Source organism: Streptomyces sp. NPDC002306 (assembly GCF_053593435.1).
In genome coordinates, this window is the sequence record NZ_JBSFCK010000003.1 from 86593 (window position 1) to 107816 (window position 21224).

9 protein-coding genes are annotated in these 21224 nt (G+C 69.4%); 2 read left to right on the forward strand and 7 right to left on the reverse strand.

Annotation, left to right across the window (positions count from 1 at the left end; all coding sequences use genetic code 11):
* The 3 genes from ACWCQK_RS08090 to ACWCQK_RS08100 form a co-directional block, all read right to left on the reverse strand.
* The gene (locus ACWCQK_RS08090) at nt 1–6855 is read right to left on the reverse strand and encodes a polymorphic toxin-type HINT domain-containing protein (protein ID WP_451153126.1); all 6855 of its coding nucleotides are present in this window, start codon (nt 6853–6855) and stop codon (nt 1–3) included.
* A 146-nt stretch (nt 6856–7001) separates the two neighbouring features.
* The gene (locus tag ACWCQK_RS08095; protein ID WP_451153128.1) at nt 7002–10616 is read right to left on the reverse strand and encodes a LamG domain-containing protein; all 3615 of its coding nucleotides are present in this window, start codon (nt 10614–10616) and stop codon (nt 7002–7004) included.
* A gap of 173 nt (nt 10617–10789) precedes the next feature.
* On the reverse strand, nt 10790–12334 hold the full coding sequence (locus ACWCQK_RS08100; protein ID WP_451153130.1) for a VCBS repeat-containing protein: 1545 nt from the start codon (nt 12332–12334) through the stop codon (nt 10790–10792).
* A gap of 228 nt (nt 12335–12562) precedes the next feature.
* Between ACWCQK_RS08100 and ACWCQK_RS08105 the strand changes: the two genes are divergently transcribed.
* A complete protein-coding gene (locus ACWCQK_RS08105; protein ID WP_451153132.1) occupies nt 12563–13159 on the forward strand; it encodes an acyltransferase in 597 nt (198 codons plus the stop codon).
* Between the two features lie 218 nt (nt 13160–13377).
* On the opposite strand, the gene ACWCQK_RS08110 is transcribed toward ACWCQK_RS08105, so the two are convergent.
* A complete protein-coding gene (locus ACWCQK_RS08110) occupies nt 13378–14943 on the reverse strand; it encodes a glycosyltransferase (protein ID WP_451153134.1) in 1566 nt (521 codons plus the stop codon).
* A gap of 504 nt (nt 14944–15447) precedes the next feature.
* Here ACWCQK_RS08110 and ACWCQK_RS08115 point away from each other — a divergent pair.
* Nucleotides 15448–16626, forward strand: coding sequence for an acyltransferase family protein (locus tag ACWCQK_RS08115; protein WP_451153136.1), 1179 nt, complete (start codon nt 15448–15450; stop codon nt 16624–16626).
* A 64-nt stretch (nt 16627–16690) separates the two neighbouring features.
* Here the strand turns inward: ACWCQK_RS08115 and ACWCQK_RS08120 are convergent, their stop codons facing one another.
* Genes ACWCQK_RS08120 through ACWCQK_RS08130 form a run of 3 tightly spaced genes read right to left on the reverse strand, consistent with a single transcriptional unit; the run spans nt 16691 to nt 21209 of the window.
* Nucleotides 16691–17974, reverse strand: a complete 1284-nt coding sequence (locus ACWCQK_RS08120) for a nucleotide sugar dehydrogenase (protein WP_451153138.1) — start codon at nt 17972–17974, stop codon at nt 16691–16693.
* An 8-nt stretch (nt 17975–17982) separates the two neighbouring features.
* The gene (locus ACWCQK_RS08125) at nt 17983–19629 is read right to left on the reverse strand and encodes a glycosyltransferase family 2 protein (protein ID WP_451153140.1); all 1647 of its coding nucleotides are present in this window, start codon (nt 19627–19629) and stop codon (nt 17983–17985) included.
* A complete protein-coding gene (locus ACWCQK_RS08130; RefSeq protein ID WP_451153142.1) occupies nt 19626–21209 on the reverse strand; it encodes a glycosyltransferase family 4 protein in 1584 nt (527 codons plus the stop codon). Before ACWCQK_RS08130 ends, ACWCQK_RS08125 begins: the two co-directional genes overlap by 4 nt.
* Between the last annotated feature and the right edge of the window lie 15 nt (nt 21210–21224).

Sequence of the window (21224 nt, forward strand, 5' to 3'; positions counted from 1 at the left end):
TCATGGTCCGGCAAGCGGGACGTGATTGTTGGCCAATGGTTTCCTCATCTCGTCGAAGATCTCGAAGTGCACATGCGGGACGTCGGGCCAGTGCTCTCCCGCCAGCGACTTCGGATCGACGCGGAAGCCGCGCCGATCGTCGGCGCTTCGGAAGATCCCTCGACCGTTGGCAACGTCGCGCATGCCCTCACCGAGGAAGTTGCGACCCGTCTCCATCGCGTCCTCCATGGTGATCGTATGGCTGCTACGGAGGCTCGCCTTCCGCTTGTGCCACACGGTGTCGACATTGCTGTCGGCCGTCGCCTGAGTCTCCTCGATTATGTCGTCCCGGACCTTGCCACAGTTGTGCACCAGCAGCGGAGTCTCCCCCGCGTGCACGTAGTACGTGTGGATCCCGGTGATCGTCAGGTCATGCGTGCGCTGACGCTCGACGAAGGCTCGGACGGCGGTGAGTTCGATCGTGTCGCCGTTCGCCGCGTGCAGGCGCATGCCCGGCTTCAGGTCGCCGGCCTTGATCCAGGCCTGCTCGGAATCTGACCAGAACGGGTGGGTCGTGGTGGAGACCAGGTTCTCGTTCTTGCCGGACTTCCCCTTGATCGTCAGGTCGACGAAGTGCTTGTCGTCCTCGGTGACGATCGTGCCGACGACCTCACGGACCGCCGTCCCGCCACGCTTCGGGTCGGTCACCTTGACCTTGTCGCCGAGCCGGATCTTTTCGATCGGCCTGGTCTTGCCGTTGGCAAGCAGGACTTTGGTGCCGGGCAAGAAACTGTGGAGGTCCTTACAGGAAGTCCTACCCCTCTTGAGGGCCGCCGCCGCCTTCGCTCTGGCCTCCGCCAGTTTCTCCGTGGCCTTGGCCAGGCCCATCCTCGCCTTGCCCAGCGTCTTGCCCGCCTTGAAGTAGGCCTTCGCGCCGCCGATCAGGTCCTTGACCAGCCCGGCGACACGCTTGACGAGCTTGAGGCCCTTGGCCCACTTCCACGGGGCGCCGTACTTGGCCATGATCTTGCCCGCGAGGCCGCCCGCGAAGCTGCCGGCGATGTTGAGCAGGGTCTCGCCACAGGCTCCTAGGTCACCGCTGGATATACAGTCCAGAGCCGCGTCCACGCCCAGGATGTCCCGGGCGATCTTGATGAGTATCTTGCCCGCGGACGTGATGCGCTTCTTGGCGGAGGACTGCTGGCTCTCGGCGTCACTGACCGCAGCCTTCGCCTTGTTGGCCCCGTCCTGTTCGGGCGAGCACAGATTGCCACAGCCGGAGTTGCAGGAGATTCCCGCGAAGAGGCCGCACGAATCCGACGTCAGTCCGCTCGGGTCGGACTCCGTGACCGGCGAGTTGTTGGCGTAGTTGTAGCCGTTGATCTGCTGCGGCTGGGTGTAGTCGATGATCGGGTCGACCGACATGAATTTGCCGATCCCCGGGTCGTACTCACGCGCCCCGAGGTGTGTCAGGCCGGTCGAAGCGTCGATCGTGCCGCCTACGTAGCCCTTCTCCCCCGGCCAGACACCGATCTTGTCACCACGGTCGACGCCGAAGGGGTCGAAGCGGCGCTGGGTGACCGCGCCGGTGGCGGAGTTGATGGCCAGCTCGCCCGTGCCGTGGTGGTCGGAGGCGGTGAAGGAGATCTTCGCCGCCGTACGGACCGCGATGGTCTGGCCCGCATAGGTGTAGTAGCGGGTGGCCTCCTTCTTGGTGCCGTCCGCCGACAGTTTCAGCTCCGTGCCGGGGAGATAGACCGTCGTACCGGTCGGGTCCTTGCGCACGAGACGGTTTCCGGAGGCGTCGTACACGTAGCTGGTCTTGGAGCCGCTCGCCTCCGTGACCTCGCCGACCTTGCCCTGGTCGTTCCAGAGGAGTGCCTGTGCGTTGCCGCCGATGGTGCGCTTGGTGGTGTTGCCGGCGTCGTCGTACTCGTAGGTCGACTGCTTGTCGCCGGTCGGGGTCTTCTCGGTGACCTTGGTGACCTGGTGCGGTCCGTCACCGAGGGCGCCCGCGCCGCCGTACTCGTAACTGCGGGTGATGTTGTTCGCCGCGTTCAGAGCGGTGTCGTGGTTGGTCTCGGAGACGCGGTTGCCGATGGCGTCGGTCTCGTAGGACTTCCAGTACGGGGCCGGACCGCCCAGCGGGCTCGACCCGGCCGCGGGGTCACAGGCCGTGGGGCCGGTGCCGTCCACAGGGGTGGTGGAGCCGCGAGTGCCGGAGCCGGCCGCGGTCGTCTCGGTGGCCGCCGGGGTCCAGGCGTCCGACAGTCGCTGACGGCTGTCGTAGGCGAAACACTGCACGTCCGGTGCGGTCACGTTGGCCGTGTCCGCGATCGACAGGACGTTGCCCGCCTGGTCGTAGGAGTACCGGGAGTCCTTCGCGGGAGCGATCGTGCCGTAGACACCGACCGTCGCACGCGTCAGCCGGTCGGTGCCCTTCTCGTAGAAGAACTCCTGCCCCACCTTCTTGCCGCTGCCCGTGGACAGTTCCAGCTGCTGCAGCTGGCTGGTCCTGGAGTAGACGGTGTTGGTGACGTACGAGTTGGCGCTGCCCGTCATCGTCATCGGACGCTGAAGGGCGTCGTACGTGTAGGTCAGGCTCTCCGCCGGCAGGTCGCCCGTGGCGGGCATGCCGGTGGTCCGGACCGTTCCGTCCGAGTTGTACGTGGTGGTGAAGGCGTACGTTCCGGCCAGCGAACCCTGGGAGGCCGGTACTTGGTAGGCGGTCTGCAACGGGCGGTAGAGCGAGTCCATCGACTGGACGGCCGTGGCGAAGTACTCCGTCGCGGAGGTGTAGCTCAGCGTGCCGTAGAGCTGGCCCAGCCACCCCGCCTTGTCGTACTTGTTCTCGCTCAGCTTCGTGCCGGTACCGGCGTCACCCTGCCAGGTCGTGAGCACACGCCCGAGCTTGTCGTAGACCGTGGAGGTCTTCTTGTCGCGGCCGTCGTACGTGACGACCGGCCGGTCCAGCTCGTCGTACTCGGTGCGTGAGATGCCCGCGTCGGGGTCGGTCGACTTGGTCTTGCGGCCCAGCTGGTCGTACTCGTAGCTCCACACGTTGTTCTTGGCGTCGGTGACCGTCTCCAGCAGACCGGCCTTGTTGTACGTGTACTTCGTCGAGTCGTACGGCACGCCCACACCCGGCGAGGCGCCACGGTAGTGCCGGACCTCCGAGAGATTGCCCTGGATGTCCGTGATCGTGGTCGTGGGCACACCGCCCACCGGCGGGTTGACATGCGTCAGTTCACCGTCATAGGTCGTCGTGCTGCGCCACTGCTCCGCGCCCGAGACCGCGAAGATCTCCGCGGTGGTACGGCCCAGACCGTCGTACTCGAGCAGACTCTGACCATCGACCTGGCCGTTGCTCACCAGCAGCAGCTCGTCCGAGGCGGCATCGGCAGCGTTGTAGGTCGCGTTGGTCTTCCGCAGGTTTCCGGTCGCGTCGTACCAGGTGTCGGCGACCATGCGGGTGCCGTCCGGACCCTCCGTCTGGATCTGGCGGGCCCGCAGCATGCTGTCGTAGAGCTGGTACTCGGCACCGTAGCTGCCGTCGTTCTCGATCTTCTCCGTCTTGATCGAGGTGACCTTGTCCTTGCGGACGTTGTACGAGTACTTGATGCTCGGCGTCTGGGTCGAGGCCCGGTCCGGCAGCCACACCGACGTCAGACGGCCCAGCGCGTCATAGGCGAGGTCCGTCCGCTTGCCGTTGGGGTCGGTCTGACCCGTCGACATACCCCACGCCTGGGCGTAGTCGGTGATCGTGTTGTGGCCCAGCGCGTTGGTGACCGTCGTCCTCGACAGCAGGCCGTTGGTCTCGGCGTAGACCGTCTTGGTCTGGTCCGCCGTCCCGTACTGCTTGGCGTCCTGCTGGGTCGCCGGGCGGCCGAAGCCGTCGTAGGTCGTGGAACCGGTGACCTGGTAGGTCGCCGTGGTGCCGTCGTGCGAGGTCAACCGCTCGGTCTTGGTCGCGTCACCCTTCGTGGGCGCCGCACCGAACGCGCCGAGGTCGTACGAGGTGCGCTCGTCCCCCAGGACCTGCGTCTTGCGGTCGGGCGTCGTCGCGCACTTCACCGAGACGACCTCGCTGCGCGCGGGCAGCGACAGGATGTTCTTCGCCGTGTTGTCCGCGTACGTGGTGCGGGTGCAGGTGTCGTCCGTGGCCGTGGAGACGTCTCCGAGGTCGTCGACGGTCAGGACGCGGCCGGTGCCGTTGTCCGTGTCGTACGTCTTGGTGGACTTCGTCTCGTTCCAGGTCCCGTCGGACTTCAGGCTGAATCCGCGGGCGACCTGAGGCTTGACGATCGCGGAGTGGGTGGTGCCCCAGCTGTTCGTCTGCGTTGCCGTGTAGTGCTTCCAGGGCACGTCTATGGTCTTGGAGACGAGCTTGCTTCCGTCGTAGGTCGCCGCCTCCAACTGGTGGCCGGTGAACTCCTCGTCGTCCGTGTAGGACGCCCCGGTGGAGTCCTTGACGGGCACCGAGCGGGTGTTGCCGTCGGCATCCTTGTCGCCGTCCATGCCCTGCATGAACGTGTAGTCGACGCGCGTGGTCTGCTTGTCGGACGAGCCGCTGGTGACCTTGACCTTGCCGTAGCCCTGCCAGCCGCCCCAGGTCAGGTACTTGTCGTCGGTGATGCCGTCCGGCTTCGCCTTACGCCAGGCCGCGTCGCCCTGGTAGTCGTAGCGGGTGACCATCGAGTCACTGCCACCGGTGCGGTCGGTCTCGATGACCGCCGAGACGACGTACTTGTGGAACCAGTCCGTGATCGGCTCGATGTAACCCGGCGGGGCCCACTTCACGGGATAACAGCGCTTGGTCGACTCGCCCGGCCTGGGCAGTGAGGCCTTCGCACAGTCGGCCGGCGCGTAGGTGACGTCGAGTTGCGCGCCGGTGTCACTGAGCACCATCGACAGCCGGTAGCGGTAGAAGGGCGCGATGTTGTCGCCGATCGCGTCGACGCGGTTGGCGAGCTGCTCACCGAAGAGGTCCACCGACGGCAGCTTCACCGTCGTGCCGACGCGGCCCTCGTGGTCGATCTTCGACAGCCACAGCGTCTTGGAGTCGTCGCCGTTGTCCGTGAAGAGGTGCGTGAACGTCCAGGCGTCCACGTCCTGGTAGTTGGTGGCGTCCTTGCGCATCTGCGTGACGACCGACGTCAGCCGCTTGGTGGTGAAGAACGTCGGCACCGGTGAGGTGCACTTGGTGGCGGACTTGCACTCCTGGTCGACCGGCACGTCCGGCCAGTGGGAGGCGTTCGCCTTGGTCCGCTTGCTCTCCGCACAGTCGAAGTCGGAGGTGGTGAGGCACCGTTCGGCCGTGTTGAACACGATCCGGGCCGGAGCCTTCGCCGCGTAGGCCTTGGTGTCCTGCTGGCCGTAGTCGATGCGCTTCAGCCAGCCGCCACGGTGGTAGGCCGTGCCGTTGACGTCCGTCTTGCCGTTCAGCGCGTAGTAGTTCGTCTCACGGTCGTAGAAGTAGGACATCACGTTGCCGTGCGTGTCCTTGACGTAGTCCAGGCTCCATCGCCACGCCTGCTGGCAGTACGCGCTGGTGAACGTCGCGTTGTAGCAGGGCTCACCGGAGTCGTCACCGAAGACCGGAGTCGTCCAGGTGGAGTTGGTCTCCTCGTTCCCTGTCGCCCAGCCCGGCAGCCGGTTCAGGCCGAAGGAGTACTCCGTGCCCTCCGAAGTCGTGATCTTCCAGTACTCACCCTTGTCGCCCGAGCTGCCGTCGTCGCCGTTGGTGGCGCCCGTCAGCCGCTCGACCTTCGCGCCGTTGTCGGACGACAGATGCCACTTGCCGGTCGCGTCGTCCTTGACCAGCTCACCGGACGAGCCGTCGAGCATGACCGTGGCGTTCTCGAACGCCCAGCACTGCTCGGCCGAGCCCGCATGACCGTCGTCGGAGCACGGCTTGTAGCGGCGCTCGATGTAGCCCGGGTCGTAGGAGAAGCCCTCGCCGATCCAGGAACCCTGGTTGTTGGTGGCCGAGGTACGGCCGTCCGCCGACTGGGAGGAGTAGCCGAGGCCCACGGTCGGCGTCAGGCCGCCCGGGGTCGGAACGGAGTTCAGCGGGTAACTCCAGCTGAACCCGCCGGAGGAAGGGGCGACGCTCCAGCTCGAGGACGGGGACAGGGCCGTCGCCTTGTACGTGCCCTGGGCGCTGGAGGGGCCGGCGGCCACGGCCACCAGGGAGGTCGCGGTGCCCGCCATGGTGGAGACGCCCTCGGCCGGGGCCGGGGCGGCGGTTACGTCGGCGGATACGGTGCCCGCCTGCACGTCGTTGACCGTGGGCAGCACCTTGGGCTGCTCCGGACAGGCCTTGCTGCCGGGTATCGCGACGGTGGCGCAGGCGGGGAGCTGGACCAGCTGGAGACGGGAGGCGTAGGAGCCGCCGAAGCCCTCGGCGAACTTCGCGTAGTCGACCGTCAGCCGGACCTTGGCGGCCTTGTCCTCGCCGTCGGCGCGCTCGACACCGAGGAGGACGCCGGCGCCGAGCTTCGCGGCGCGGGCCGGGTCGAGCACGTCGACGCGGACCTTGGCGGCGGACTGCGCGACCTTGACCTTGGCCTTCGCCTTGGTGACCTTGACCGGCAGGCCGCCCGCCTCCGAGGTGGCCCCGAGCTTCACCTCGGCGCCGCCCTGCCCTGGCCACACCGCCTTGTCGAGCCCCTTGACCGCGGCCTTGCGCGCCGGGTCGGAGGGGCGGGACTTCGCTTTCGCGTCGGACCCCTTGGCGGGATCCCCGTCGTCCCGGACGCCGGGGCGGCCTATGCGGCCCCGATCGCCATCGTCGAGCGCCAATGCCTGGACAGACGAAGCGGACAACGCGAGCGTGAGCCCGAGCACCGTCGCGACAACCGTCTGTCTGGGCATGCGGCGGCTCAGTGAGCGGCCACGGTAGAACATTCGGCAACTTCCTCAGAGTAAGAGAACAACACGAAAGACGAAGGAAAGAAGGGCATGGAGCAGGCGTGCCGGGCCCTCAGCGGACCCGGCACACTCTTATCTGTGATGAGTCGTCACATATCGGGAGTCGCCGTCAGACCGGACATCAGCTGCACCGCGATCTGGTCGGCGGCGCCGCTGTAGACACGGACCTCGTCGATCGCGCCGGCGAAGTACTCGCTCGCCCCGCGCAGCGAACGGCCCACCTGGAGACCGCCGGTGGCGGACCACAGGGTGTTGTCCGTGCCGTAGGCGCCGGCGACCAGCTGACCTTCCACATACAGGCGGACCGAGTTGGCGAAGGCGTCGTAGACCACGGCCAGGTGCTGGCCGGAGCCGCCGGTGTCGGGGAGTTCCTGGTCGTTGGTGAAGGTGACGACCTCGGGGGCGGCCACGTCCGACTTGGCGACCGCGAGTTCCCACTGCTGGGTGGTGGCCTGGTAGCGGACCTGGACGCGGTTGGCGTTGGCACCGGGCAGGGACAGCACCGTCTGCGACTTCTCCGGTTCCAGCGAGGTGAGCTGGGCGCGGGCGGTCACGGTGAAGCTGCTGTTGCCGGTGACCGGGGCGGTCGCGGTGGACGCGTAGTCCCCGTCTCCGTCCAGGACCAGGTTGCCGTCGCCGACCAGGGCGGCCGTGTCGAACAGCGGGTCGACGGGACGGTAGATGGACGCGTTGCCCGCCAGGGTGAGCGCCTGGCCGCCGCCGGTCTCGGCCGCCGAGCCGCCGGTGGCGGTGTCGAGCTGCCAGTAGCCCTTGCGCTCCGGCTTGACCGTCATCAACTCGGCAACCTGAGCGGCCGGCAGCACCCGGTCGAAGACCCGGACCTCGGCGAGGTCACCGGTGAAGTTGTCGCGGTAGCCGCTCTTGGCCGTGGTGCGGCCGATCTGCAGCGGACCGTACGACTTCCAGGTGGAGCGCCGGCCGGCCGAGCCCTTCAGGTCCTTGTTGATGTAGAGCTGGAGCAGCGGGCCGCCCGTCTTCTGCGCGTCGTACACGCCGGTCAGCAGCACCCACTGGTCCTTGACCACGGAGATTCCGGTGGAAACGGCCTTCCATTCGCCGAGCGAGTCGACGTCGTTGACCGGGACGGAGAACTTCCAGGTCGCCGCGGACGCGTCGTAGCCGAGGGTGAAGCCGGGCTCGCCGGTGCCGTCCTGGCTGATCACCGTCATGTCCTTGTCGAGCGCGGTGGGCCGGACCCAGGCGCTGACGCTGAAACTCTTGGCGGAGTCGAGCACGGTCTCGCTGGTGTCGAGGTAGGACTCGGCGGTGCCGTCGAAGCGCGCCGCCTTGTCGGCCTTGCCACCGGGGCCGTCCGCGCCGAACGTGACGGCGCTGCCCGCGGTCGCCGAGTACTCGCCGCTCTCGTCGTGCGCCTCGGTGTCACCCGCCTGGTCGGCGAGGTTCCACTGTGCGACGACCGGCTTGCCCTCGCTCACCAGGAAGACGTAGGGGGTGCTGCTGGCGTGCTGCGCCTTGTCGATGGCGATCACCTCGAGCACGTGCCGGCCGGCGCGGGTCGGCATCCACTGGACGGAAACGGAGCCGCCGCCCGTGGCCGGGGTGAGGGTGGTCAACGCGGCGCCGTCGAAGGAGTACTGGTACTTGACGACGTCGGCGTCCTTGATGATGTCGTTCGGGTTGGGCGCGAAGGTGAAGGTGCCGTAGGTGCCCACACCGTCGTGGTAAACAGTGTCGGACGGATACTGCTTGGACAGCACGTTCGGCTTGCCGGGCCAGGTCTTGTCGTAGGTGAACTCGCAGCGCTGGGCGGGGTCGCCCTCCGAGCTCCACGGGCCCCACCCGTCACCGTCGTAGGCCCGCGCACTCCAGTAGATGGTGGTGTTCTGCGGGATCGACGACTTGACGGTGTGGGTGAACTTGGTGCCGTCCGTCGGAGAGAGCCAGTCCGGGGTGGTGTACGAGTACGAGCCGGGACTGGTGCCGCCCCACTCCACCTTGAACTCGACCTTCACCTTGTCGGTCTGGCCGTTGCCGTGGTCCGGGTCGCTCGCGATGGCCTGGAGCTTCGGCGGGACGTCCGTGTACGGGCGGCTCGCACCCCACTTGCACAGGCCACCGGGGTCGGTGAACATGTCGGACGTCTTGATCTGACGTGGCAGGTTGTTGTAGCTGACCGACAGGTACGCGTTGCCGCAGATTCGCTTCCACTCGGCGAAGCGGGACTCGTCGGCGGCGCGCAGGCCCAGTGTCATGGAGTTCCAGCCGCCCGCGGCGGCCGTCTTGATCTCACTGGTCAGCTCGCCGGTCGCGCCGCTCTCGAAGTGCAGGTTGGCCTGGCTGGAGCAGGAGGTCGGGGAGATCGCCTTGTCGACGGTCTGGAGGTAGTCGTCCCAGTCGTCCGAGGTGTTGGACCAGTCGCTGGACGAGTTGACCGTGTAGTTCTGGCCGCCGATCCGGTAGAGCTGGATGGGCTCCGCCGTCGGGGAGGCACTGTAGATGTGCTCGACCCGGGCGGAGAAGGTCGCGCCCAGGATCTGCTTCCCCTTGTAGAAGGAGAGCGGCATGGTGAACAGCACGCGCCGGGTGCCGACTCCGTTGCAGGAGACCGGGTTGTAGTCGGTGGGGCACTTGCCGACGCCCGCGCTGCCGGAGTACTTCCAGTCCTGCTCGCTCGGCATCCCCGACATGACACCGGTCCAGGCGGTACGCGAAGTGGTGCGCTGGATCGGGTCGATGACGACCGGGAAGACGGTGTCCGCGCCCTGGAGGAGCTTCTGGTCGGGGACCAGGCTCAGCCTTCCCTTGCCCACCTCCACGTCGAGGGGGGCGACGCGTCCGCCGCCGCCGGGGCCTTCGAGGGCCGGCTCGGGGGCAGCCGGAGTGCCGGGCGCGTCCGCGGCCGCGGCGGTCAGCGCCTTGGCCACGGCCTTCGGGCCCTGGCGCTTGGCGGTGGCCTCCTGGACGGCGGCCGAGTCCCACATCGCGGGCTTGCCCGCCTCGAAGACCGTGCCGCCGACCGCGGCGTCCGTCGCGACGATCGCGCCGGAGGCGTTCTCCGCGACCTTCAGGCCGTCGGTCGTCATCCCCAGGTCGAGCCGGGCCAGCTTCGGGTCGGCCGCGGCCTCGGGCGTCTTGACGACCAGCAGGTGCCCGAAGCCGTCGGCCTCGGCACGCACGGTCAGGTCGACGCCGGGCAGGGCGTCGGCGTACGTGGCGGTGTCACCGTCGACGGTCGGCGCGGGCAGCTTGCCGTACGGCCAGGTCAGGGCGAACTCGCGGCCCGCGCGCTGCATCGTCACGAACGGCTTGCCCGCCTGGCCGGCGGAGAACGCCAGGTCGACGGTGGCGGCCTTGGGGCCCCAGCTGCCGTCGGACCGCTTCACCAGCGTCGCGTCGACGGGGACCCACTCGCCGTCCTGGACCGTACGGACGGGCTCGGTGTACTCACGGGCCGTGAAGGTGCCGTCGGGCTCGGCGAAGATCTCCCTGCGCTCGGTGCGCAGTCCGGCGACCTCGGTCTTCTTCCCGCTCTCCTTGGCGACGGCCATGGCCTGCTGCTCGGTCTGCGTGGGCTGGTCGGCCGCGACCGGCGCCTGCGCCGGGCCGGCGTCGCCGGGCAGGACGGCCAGCCCGCCCGCGACCACCGCGCCGGCGACGGCCGCCACGACGGCGGCACGCAGCACCGGGCCTCGCCGTATCGGTCTGAGTCTGTCTGCGGACACGCGTCCACTCTCCAGTCGGTTCATGTCTGTGTCGGAAGTCCGGGTGCCGGAGCGCGCTGTCCGGCGGATGCGTCGAGTCGTGGCCCGGTCGACGGGTCGGCATGGCGTCGGCACAGGTCACGGCGGAGCGGAGACGGGGGCCGCGCCCCTGCCTCCACTCCCTGCGGACGCGCTCAGCGCACGGTGGTCCCGAAGGCGACGCCGGTCGTGCCGGTCGCCGGGATGCCGGCCTCGCCGGGCTTGAACGTCTGGGTTGGCGCCCCGCCGGAGGCCACGTTCCACGGGAAGCCGTAGACCGCCCGGCCCTCGGCCGGGCCGTAGGGCACGCCCACGTACAGCAGTGACGGGGTGGCGCCGAGCGCGAGGCCGGTGAGCATGCGCGGCGCGGGTGCGGACGGGATGCCGTACCCGGGGTCGAGCCACTGGTCGGAGGCGCCGGCCGCGCCGACCAGCGGGACGATCTGCACGCCGCCCTTCTCCGGGTGCTCCTCGGACGACTCCTCGCCGGGCACGCCGATCGCGAGCCGGGTGGTCGTGCCGGTGGAGGTGGCGTTCGGGGAGGTGTTGACGGCGGCGAGTCGCTGGCCGAAGAAGTCGCCGGCCTCCGCCTCTTGGTCCACGTCCGCGGTGTTCTGGTCGATCCAGGCGGTCTCGGTGAACGTGCCGTTCGCGGCGAGCCGGAAGACCTGGACGGCGCCCGCGTCGACGGTGGTCGACAGATCCTCGCCGGGTACGCCGACCACGAGCAGCGACTCGGTGGTGGAGGTGGCGCCGGAGGCCCGGTACGGGACCATGGCGAGCGCGGCGCCGAACTGGTCGCCGACCTCCTCGCCCCCGCTGATCACGTCCTGGTCCTGGCCGAGTCCGCCGAGCGGCTTGGGGTAACCGGAGGTGAGCGTGTGGCTGAAGTAGGCCACGCCGCCCGCGAAGGTCGTGGTGCCGAGCGCCTCGCCGGGCGTGCCGACGGCGAAGTGGGTCGGGGTCGCGGCGAGCGAGGAGCCGAAGCGGTCGTCCTGCTCCGCGACGCCGGCCACGGCACCGCCGGTCTCGGTGTCCTGGTGGACGAAGACGACGGTCTGCGCGGTGCCGCTCACGTAGTAGAAGCCACCGGCGTCCTCGATGGTGCCGATCGATTCGCCGGGGCTGCCGATCAGCAGGTACGGCGTGCCGGCCGAGGTCTTCCCGGCCGCGATCGCGTATCCGACCCAGTCGTCGGTCTCCGGGGTGCCGCCCAGCGGCTTGTCGGTGCCCTGGAGGAACTCGGTCACGGCCTTGCTGCCGGCGCCCAGTCCGGCGGTGGCGCCGTAGATGACGTGTACGAGCCCTGAGTCGGGCACGGTGCCGATGTCCTCGTAGGGGGCGCCGACCACCAGGTCGCTGCACCCGTCGAGGTCTGCGTCGTAGACGACCAGCGAGGAGCCGTACCGGTCCCCCGTCTCGGGCGTGCCCGGTATGCCGTCCGTGGCCTGCGACAGGACGAGCGTGCCCTTGCCGCCGCCGTAGACGACGTGCACCACACCCGCCTTCGCCACGCCGTCGACGACCGCCTCGGGGTCGGCGATCGCCGTGTCCCGGATGCCGTCGCCGTTGAAGTCCGACTCGGTCCCCGAGGGACACGCGACGGCGGCCGCGGCGGGCGTGCCGCCGGCTCCGACGCCCCAGGCGAGCAGCACCCCGGCGCACACGGTGGCAGCGCTGCGCCACCACGTTTTCCCCACCCTTGACACGGGTCCCCCGCAGATAAAGAGAGTCCAAAGAAAGTCAAGTGATCTTTTCTTCACCTGAAGTGCACATGCAATACCTGCAACGTTCCATCGCCTGTGAAAAGGGTCACAGAATTCACATCTGTAACACACAGCAAGTAGTCACCGGGTACCACCCAGGCCTCGGTCCGGCCCGCTCCCCGTATGCTCCCCAAGCGAAGCCAGACACCGGAAGGCGAACAAGTGAACTACAGGGTCCAGCCCAGCGCGCAGGTCGACGAGAGTGCCGAGATCGGCGCCGGGAGCAGCGTCTGGGACCTCGCGCAGATCCGGGACGGCGCCCGGCTCGGCGAGGGCTGTGTGATCGGCCGCGGCGCGTACGTCGGCTCGGGTGTCCGCATGGGCGACAACTGCAAGTTGCAGAACTACGCGCTCGTCTACGAGCCGGCGGAGCTCGGTGACGGTGTCTTCATCGGCCCGGCCGTGGTCCTCACCAACGACCACAACCCGCGCTCCGTCGATCCCGAGGGCAAGCAGAAGCGCGGCGGTGACTGGGAGGCGGTCGGCGTCAAGATCGCCGACGGGGCGTCGATCGGGGCGCGTGCCGTGTGCGTCGCGCCGATCACCATCGGGCGCTGGGCGATGATCGCCGCGGGCGCCGTCGTCACCAAGGACGTACCCGACTTCGCACTCGTCGTGGGCGTTCCCGCGCGACGGGTCGGCTGGGTGGGCAGGGCCGGTGTCAAGCTGGTCGAGCACGCGGACGGCGTATGGCGGTGCCCGCAAACCGGCAGTCTGTACGACGAACAGGACGGCACGCTCGTCGAGCGCGACGCCTGAGGCCGGACACCACGCCTGAGGTCTAGCGAGGCCTGAGCTCGGACGCGTCGCCCGAGCTCAGATCGGAGGAGCCGGTCGACCGCGGCCCTGTTCACCAGGGCGGCGGACCCATCGGCCCCGCTATCGGCCGCGTCCGGTTCCCCGGCGGCCGGCAGCGCGTGGCGGCCCGCCGCGCGCACGGCGAACCACCGCCGGGGTCGTGGGCCCGCCGCTGTGCATCACGGTCGGCCGTTCGCGCGGTCGCCGAGCAGCAGCCGGTCGAAATCGTCGCCTACGACGGTCCAGTCCCAGGCCGAGAGGGCGTGTTCGGCGGCCGCGTTGCCCGTCTTCGACCAGATCTCCTCGGTGGCGGTGACCTCGAGGATCCGACGAGCCGCTTCCTCGGGTGAGCCGACCACCCAGTCCTGAGGGAAGAGGGTGCGGGCGCCGTTGTCCTCGTCCGCGAAGAACGGCCAGTCGCGCACGACGGGAACGGCCCCGCTGGCCGCCCCCTCGACGAGGGCGCAGTGGAAGCTCTCCCGGACCGACGAGCTGAGGATCGTCCCGACTTCCTCCAGCGCGCCGGCCACGTCGTCCGTCTGTCCGACGCGCCGGAGCGCGCCGGACGCCTCAAGCTTCGCCAGATCCTGTTCCAGCCGGCCGTGGTAGTGCCGTACCGCCGGGCTGCTGTCGCTGTTCAGGCCGCTGCCCACGAGCACCAGCCGGTACCGGTCGTCGCGCCGGCGCAGCAGCCGCAGGACCTCGACCGCCCAACGGGGGTCCTTGGCGACCTGCCCGACGCCCACCAGGCCGAGAGTGAACCGCGCGTCCGGACGCTTGGGCCGCCGGTAGGAGGACAGGTCCATCGCATTGTGGATCACGGACAGGCGAGGCGCCGCCTCGGCCCGCAGCCGGGGTACCGCGGCCGCGGTCAGATCCCGTACGTGGGCGCCGACGAAGACCAGGTCGTCGACGCGCGAGAAGTCCATGACGTGGGGCCAGTAGCTGAACGTCTCGAAGCTGTGCAGCCGGACGACCACTCGGGTGGTGCCCGGATCCACCAGCGTCAGAAACGCCGCGCCGGCCGAACACCAGTCGACGAACACCGTGTCGGCCCAGTCGAGGTGGGGTCGCAGTGCCTGTTCGACCGACCGCCCATAGGCGGCCTGGCCCCCCACCGCGCGGGCCATCATCCGTCCCAGGCCCTTGGCGAGGGGCGCGAGGTCCGGGTCGGCGGCCAGGTCCAGGGTCCGGACCTCGACGTCGGGGTGCCGCTCGTACCGGTCGGTGATGAGCGGGAGGAAGTTCGCGTTGGCCCGGTTGACGATGAGCAGCCGCAGCGGTCGGCCGTCGGGCGGCGGTGCGGCGGGCGTCGTGCGACCGCGCGGCTTCGCCATCGCCCGCATGACGCGGCTGCGCTGGAGCGCGGCCGTGAATCCCTGGGGGTCCTCGGCCAGTGGCGAGGTCAGCCCGTCGAGATGGGGAACACGGTGGAACGCCAGCATCAGCGCCTTGGCGGCCGACGCGGTCGCGGCGGCTTTGTTCCCCTCTTTCAACAGCACGTCCGCACAAGCGAGTTCGGCCGCGTAGGCCGCCTTGAGGCGGCGGGGGGTGCGGCCGTAGGAAAGTTCCAGCTCGGCGGCCTCGGCCAGCAGGTCGGCCTTCAGCCGACGCTCCGGGACACGGTGGGCCAGAACATTCAGCAGCCTGGCCCCGGCGCTCGGCGCTCCCGCCCGGGCCAGGCCGGAGCTCAGCGGACGGACGAGGCCGATCAACTGCTCAGCGGAGATCCGTGAAACCGGCACAGCGTAGCTCCAGCTCTGTCACCGGAACCGATGCCGGGTGACGGTCGACGACGGGGGAAGCCCCGGGACAGCGAACTCCGGGGTGTCGAAGCGATGGGCGAAGGTGACGTGACGACGACCCGCGAGGACGACGGGCGGCGAGTCCGCGGTCCGACGGCGGCGGGGCGGACCGTCTGCGGTGCGCGCGGGCAGCGATCCGTGCCGCGGAGGGGCGCGGCGGTGGCGGCGGTGAAGGACAGCGGGCACGTGAGGATCCTGAGCGGTGAGCGGCCGACCCGGCGATGTGGCCAGGGCCGGATCATACGACGACTTTCATATGACTAGTTCCTGAACCACTGATGAAAAATCGCGCACCACGGAGCGTGTCCCGCCGAGTACGGGGAGGCCGCCCGCGCGGGGACGCGCCGCTCCCGCACCGTATGCTCACCGGGCGCGGGAGAACACCGCGAAGCGACCAGGTGACGTACACGGAAACGGTGTGCGCGGGGAGCAGCGAGGGGGAGCATGTCCCAGACCGATGTCACGATGCCGGCCCAGTCGGCCGCGCCGGACACACGTGGCTCCGATCAGCTCGGGCCGGGTGACTCGGCCGGGGCCGCCGGGCGGGAGCGGGGCGCTCGGCTCTACGCGCTCGACGCGCTGCGGGTCGTCGCGGCGCTCTCCGTCCTGCTGTTCCACTTCACGGGCGTGGACGCGGCGACGAAGGCGAACTGGGGCACCAACCCCAAGGAGCTGTTCCCCTGGCTCTTCCCGATCACCTCGTACGGCTCGTACGGTGTCCAGCTCTTCTTCATCATCAGCGGCTTCGTCATCTGTCTGTCCGCCTGGGACCGGACGCCGGGTCAGTTCGTGCGGGCCCGCTTCCTGCGTCTGTTCCCCGCCTACTGGTTCTCGGTCGTCGTCGCCGTCCTCGTCTGGCGCGGACTGCCCGACGGCGCACGCAAGGCCCCGAGCGTCAGCGATTCGCTGACCAACCTCACGATGCTCCAGGTACCGCTCTCGGCCCGGCATCTCGTCGGCGCCTACTGGACGCTGTGGGTGGAGCTCACCTTCTATCTCATCTTCCTGGTCGTGCTCTGGAAGGGGCTCGACTACGCCCGGGTCTCCGTCTTCTGCTGGCTGTGGCTACTCGCAAGCGTCCTGGTGCAGCAGGACGACGTGCCGCTGCTCGGGATCTTCGCCCAGCCGCTGAACACGGCGCTGTTCGTCTCCGGCATCGCGATGTATCTGATGTACCGGTTCGGCCCGGATCTCAAGCTCTGGGGCCTGCTGGGCGCGAGCTGGCTGGTCATGCAGAGCGATCTGGTCCAGCACGCCGATCATCTGCGGCACGACAAGGGCATGGACCGTGACCCCTACATCGCGCTCGCCCTGGTCAGCGTCTTCTATCTGCTGGTCCTGACGGTCGCCCTGCACAGGCTCGACCGCGTCGGATGGAAGTGGCTGGCCACCGCCGGCGCCCTGGTCTATCCGCTCTACCTCCTCCACGAGGAGCTCGGCTGGGCGATGATCCGCACGCTGTACGGGCAGGTGGGGGCATGGGCGACGCTGGGCATCACCACGGTGGCGCTGCTCGTGCTGTCGTGGCTCGTCCACCGCTTCGTGGAGAAGCCGACGCAGCGATGGCTGCGCACGGCCCTGGAGAAGGAGTCCCGCAAGCAGGAGGCGGTCGCCCGCGTCTGACCGCGGACACGGGGAAGGGCCCGTCCGGAACGCCGGACGGGCCCTTCCCCGCGCACGATGGGCGTCAGCCGCCGATGACCACCCTGCGGACGCCCTTCCAGGCCTCCGGGTCGGTCGTACGGCGTCCGTCGACCAGGACGGTGACGTCCGGGAGGTCGGCGGGGGTCAGGGTGCGGTACTCGGCGTGGTCGGCCTGGAGGATCGCCGCGGTGACCTTCTCACCGGCGTGCGGGGGCAGACCGTGCGCCGACAGCTCCTCGGCCGTGTACATCGGGTCCGAGACGAACGGGACCGCGCCCCGGGCCCTGAGCGCCTCGACGGTCGGGAAGACGCCCGAGAAGGCGGTCTCCTTCACACCACCGCGGTAGGCCGCGCCCAGCACGAGGACGTTCGCCCCGGTCAGGTCGCCGTAGGCGGCGGCCAGCAGGTCGACGGCGTACTCCGGCATCGCCGCGTTCGCCTCGCGGGCGGAGCGCACCACGGTGGCGGACGGGTCGTTCCACAGGTACATCCGCGGGTAGATCGGGATGCAGTGACCGCCGACGGCGATGCCCGGCTGGTGGATGTGGCTGTAGGGCTGCGAGTTGCAGGCCTCGATGACCTTCTTGACGTCGATGCCGTTGCTGTCCGCGAAGCGGGCGAACTGGTTGGCCAGGCCGATGTTGACGTCGCGGTAGGTGGTCTCGGCGAGCTTGGCGAGTTCGGAGGCCTCGGCGGTACCGAGGTCCCAGACACCGTTGGCCCGCGGGAGGTCGGCACGCTCGTCGAAGTCGAGGACCTGCTCGTAGAACTCGACACCACGGGCCGCCGACGCCTCGTCGATGCCGCCGACCAGCTTCGGATAGCGTCGCAGGTCGGCGAAGACGCGGCCGGTGAGGACCCGCTCGGGCGAGAAGACCAGGTGGAAGTCCTCGCCCGGGGTCAGGCCCGAGCCCTCGGCCAGCATCGGCGCCCAGCGGGTGCGGGTGGTGCCGACCGGCAGGGTCGTCTCGTACGAGACCAGGGTGCCGGGCCTGAGTCCCTGTGCTATCGCCTTGGTCGCCGCGTCCATCCAGCCGAAGTCCGGCACGCCCTCGGCGTCGACGAACAGCGGGACGACCACGACGACGGCCTCGGACTCGGCGACCGCGGCCGCGGTGTCCGACGTCGCGCTCAACAGGCCGGCCTCGACAGCCTGCTTGAGCTTGATGTCGAGGTCGTGCTCACCCGGGAACGGCTCGGTCCCGGCGTTGACCAGCTCGACGACCTTCTCGTTGACGTCCGCGCCGATGACCCGGTGTCCCTTGGAGGCGAACTGAACCGCCAGCGGAAGCCCGATCTTGCCGAGCGCTACTACACAGATGTTCATGAACGTCGTTACTTCCTCTTGGAACCGGGGCGGGACTTCAGACGCCGGGCGAGGGCCGACTTCACCCGGGACAGCAGTGGCTTTCCCGGCGGATACATCTGGGCCGTGTCGATCACCACACGTCCCTTGGGGTTCACCACGGCCGACGCCCGGTACGGGTCCTCGTAGGAACCCCACCTGCGTGCCAGCGGCATGGGCTCGCCCTTGCCCTTCACGGGGATCTCGTACGTCGAACCGGCGACGTCCAGATACACCCTGACCCCTCGCTTGACGGTGCGCCGCTGGAGCGGCACGCGCACGTGCAGCAGGGTCGCCGCGCCGTCCTCGGCGAGCTCCCGGGTGATGGTGCCCTCCGGCTGCGGCAGGCTATGACCGGCCGGCAGTCTGCGTGCCCCGGCCTTGTCCGCCGACTTGGGCATGGCGCCGTCGACCAGGCGCAGGACGGCGCTGTCCACGTCACCGAGGACGGGCGCCCGCACCGAGGCCGCGTAGACGAGCGCCTCCCCCTCCTGCTCCCACGACGAGGCGAGCAGCCGGGTGCCGTTGGCCAGCCGTCCGGGGACCGCCTCGCCCACGAGTTCGTAGACCCGGTCGGGCACGTCGATCAGCGGGTTGCGGAAGCCCGCGTAGCGGGCGTAGGCACGCTCGCCCTCGACGACGAAGGGAGGTGCTCCGTTCTCCTTCTCCGAGGTGATCGACTCGGACAGCGCGTCCACCGCGCCGGCCCGCGCCAGGGCGATACGCACCCGGCGCTTGACGTCCATGGCGTCGCGGATGCCGTCGGTGAAGTAGGCGTCGGCGAGCTTCGCGACACCCACGCAGATGTCCGTCCGCAAGGCACGGTCCAGCGTGGGAAAGTCGTCCTGGACGAGCTTCGCCAGCTCCCAGGTGAAGTGCCGGCGCAGCACCGCGTCGCGCGCGGGACCGGGCTCGATGAGGCCGGCCGTGAAGTCCATGATCTCGGCGGTGCAGCGCAGCCGGGCCAGGTGGTCGGCACGGTAGGTGATGTTGCTGGCGTCGCCACGCTTCACGGCGTAGTAGCAGGTGTAGTCGGCCACCACCGAGATCTTCTTGGCGCGCACGCACGCCTCGATGGTGAACGGCTGGTCACTGCCTACGGGCAGGTGCTCGGGGAAGCGCAGCTTGTGCGCCTCCACCAGTTCCCGCCGGAACAGTTTGGTGTTGGCGAGGGTCCAGGGCAGCGCCGAGTCGGTGAGGCCGACGTCCGGGGCGTTCTCCTTGTAGAGGGCCTGGTGGACGTAGCGCCCGTTGGTGCCGACCATCTTGCCGACGACGACGTCCGAGCCGTGTTCGTCGGCGCAGGCCACCATGCGCTCCAGCGCTTCCTCGCCGAGGTAGTCGTCGGAGCCGATGAAGTAGACGTAGCGGCCCGTGGCGATGTCCAGCGCCCGGTTGCTGGGGGCGGCCGGGCCGCCGGAGTTGACCTGGTGGAGCACTTTGACGGTGTCCGGGTAGCGCTGCGCGAAACGATCGAGTTCGGCGCCGCTGTCGTCGGTGGAGCCGTCGTCGACGGCCACGATCTCCAGACGGTCCAGCCCGATGCTCTGCCCGATCAGTGAGTTCAGGCACTCCGTCAGGTAGGGCATGGTGTTGTAGACGGCGACGACGACGCTGACGTCGGGGGACACACTCATGATCTCTCCTTCGGGGTCCCGGGGACCAGACGGGTGTAGAGCGCGTCCAGGACCTCGGCCTGCGCCTCCCAGGTCCAGGTGTCGAGCAGCCCCGGCTTGTCGTAGGCGGCCTTGTACTTCTCCGGGTCGGCGAGTACGTCCCTGACGGCGCGTACGAGGTCGTCGACGTCCTCGGCCCGGCAGATCTCGCCCTGGCCCGTGGCACGGGTCATCTCGGACATGGTCTTGACATCGCTCACGACCAGCGGCAGCCGAGCGTGCGAATACTCGAAGAACTTCGTGATCAGCGCGATCTCGTGGTTCGGCCAGTGGTGGATGGGGATGCAGCCCACATTCGCCGCCGACAGGAAACGCACCACCTGCCAGTGCTGGACATAGGGAACGGCGTGCAACCGGTCCCCGACACCGAGCTCCTGCGCACGGCTCAGCAGACCCTGGATGTAGGCGGCCGCCGGGGACGGGACGACGAAGGCCATGTGGACGCCGTCGAGCTTCGGCAGTGCCTCCACCATGTCGCCGAGGCCGCGCTGCGGGCCCGGCGAGCCGCTGTAGACCACCAGCGGAACGTCCGGTCCGATACCGCACAGCTCACGCAGGTCCGGCTCCGGCTCGACGTCCTCGATCGCCGGGTCGCGCTCCACCGGGCGGTCGGGCGCGTTGAGAACGACGGTGGGCTGCTCCTCGAGCCCGTGCCGCTCCCGCAGCAGGTCGCCCAGCCCCTCGGAGACGGTGACGACGGCGTCGGCGTACGGGGCGTACTCGCTCTCGTGCGCCGTATTGCCGGGGATCCAGTGGGCGTTGTCCTCCCACGGTCGTACGCCGGGCAGGAACTCGTGCGCGTCCCACACCAGCTTGACCGAGCGGCCCGCGGCACGCGCGCGCACGGTCGCGCGGGCGCCCACCCCGAGCATCCGGAAGTCGTTGGCGTGAATGAGATCGGGCTTGAGGGCGTCGATCTCCTTGCCGTAGGTCAGCTCGTAGTCCCACAGCACGGGTTCGAGGCGACGCCAGGCCCGCTTGCCCTTCACGCCCTTCCAGACGGCGGTGAAGGCACGGTCGATCGGACCGCGCAGGGCACGGCCGGCCTGCTGTGCCTGGCTGGACTGGCGGGCGCGGAACTCGACCCACTTCCGCAAGAACCTGGAGACCGGTCCGGCCACCGCGAGGCGGAACTTCTCGGCCTTCCGGAACAGCGGAGTGCCGACCGCGGCGGGCACCACCCTGAGTGCCGCCCGACGGGTCGCCAGATCGGCCCGCCACGCCTTGACCCACTGCCGACGGTAGGCCGCCATCGGGCCCGGCGGGTAGGCGAAGGGGCGGCGCAGCGGTGAGCGGTGCCGCTCGGCGTGCCGCTTGGACAGCGGGGTCTTCAGCGGCAGTAGCCGAACCTCGGCGTCCCCGAGCTTCCAGGTGCGCCCACGGCCGGACCGGACGAGACCGAGCAGCACCACGTCCCAGCCGGCCGCCGCGGCGGACTCCGCGGCCTTCTGCACCCGCGAGTCGCCGTCGACCTTGTTGTCGACCAGCATGACGACACGGCCCTTGGTCGGGCGGGACGCGTCGGCGCTCTGCGCTTCCATAAAAAGCCTTTCTGA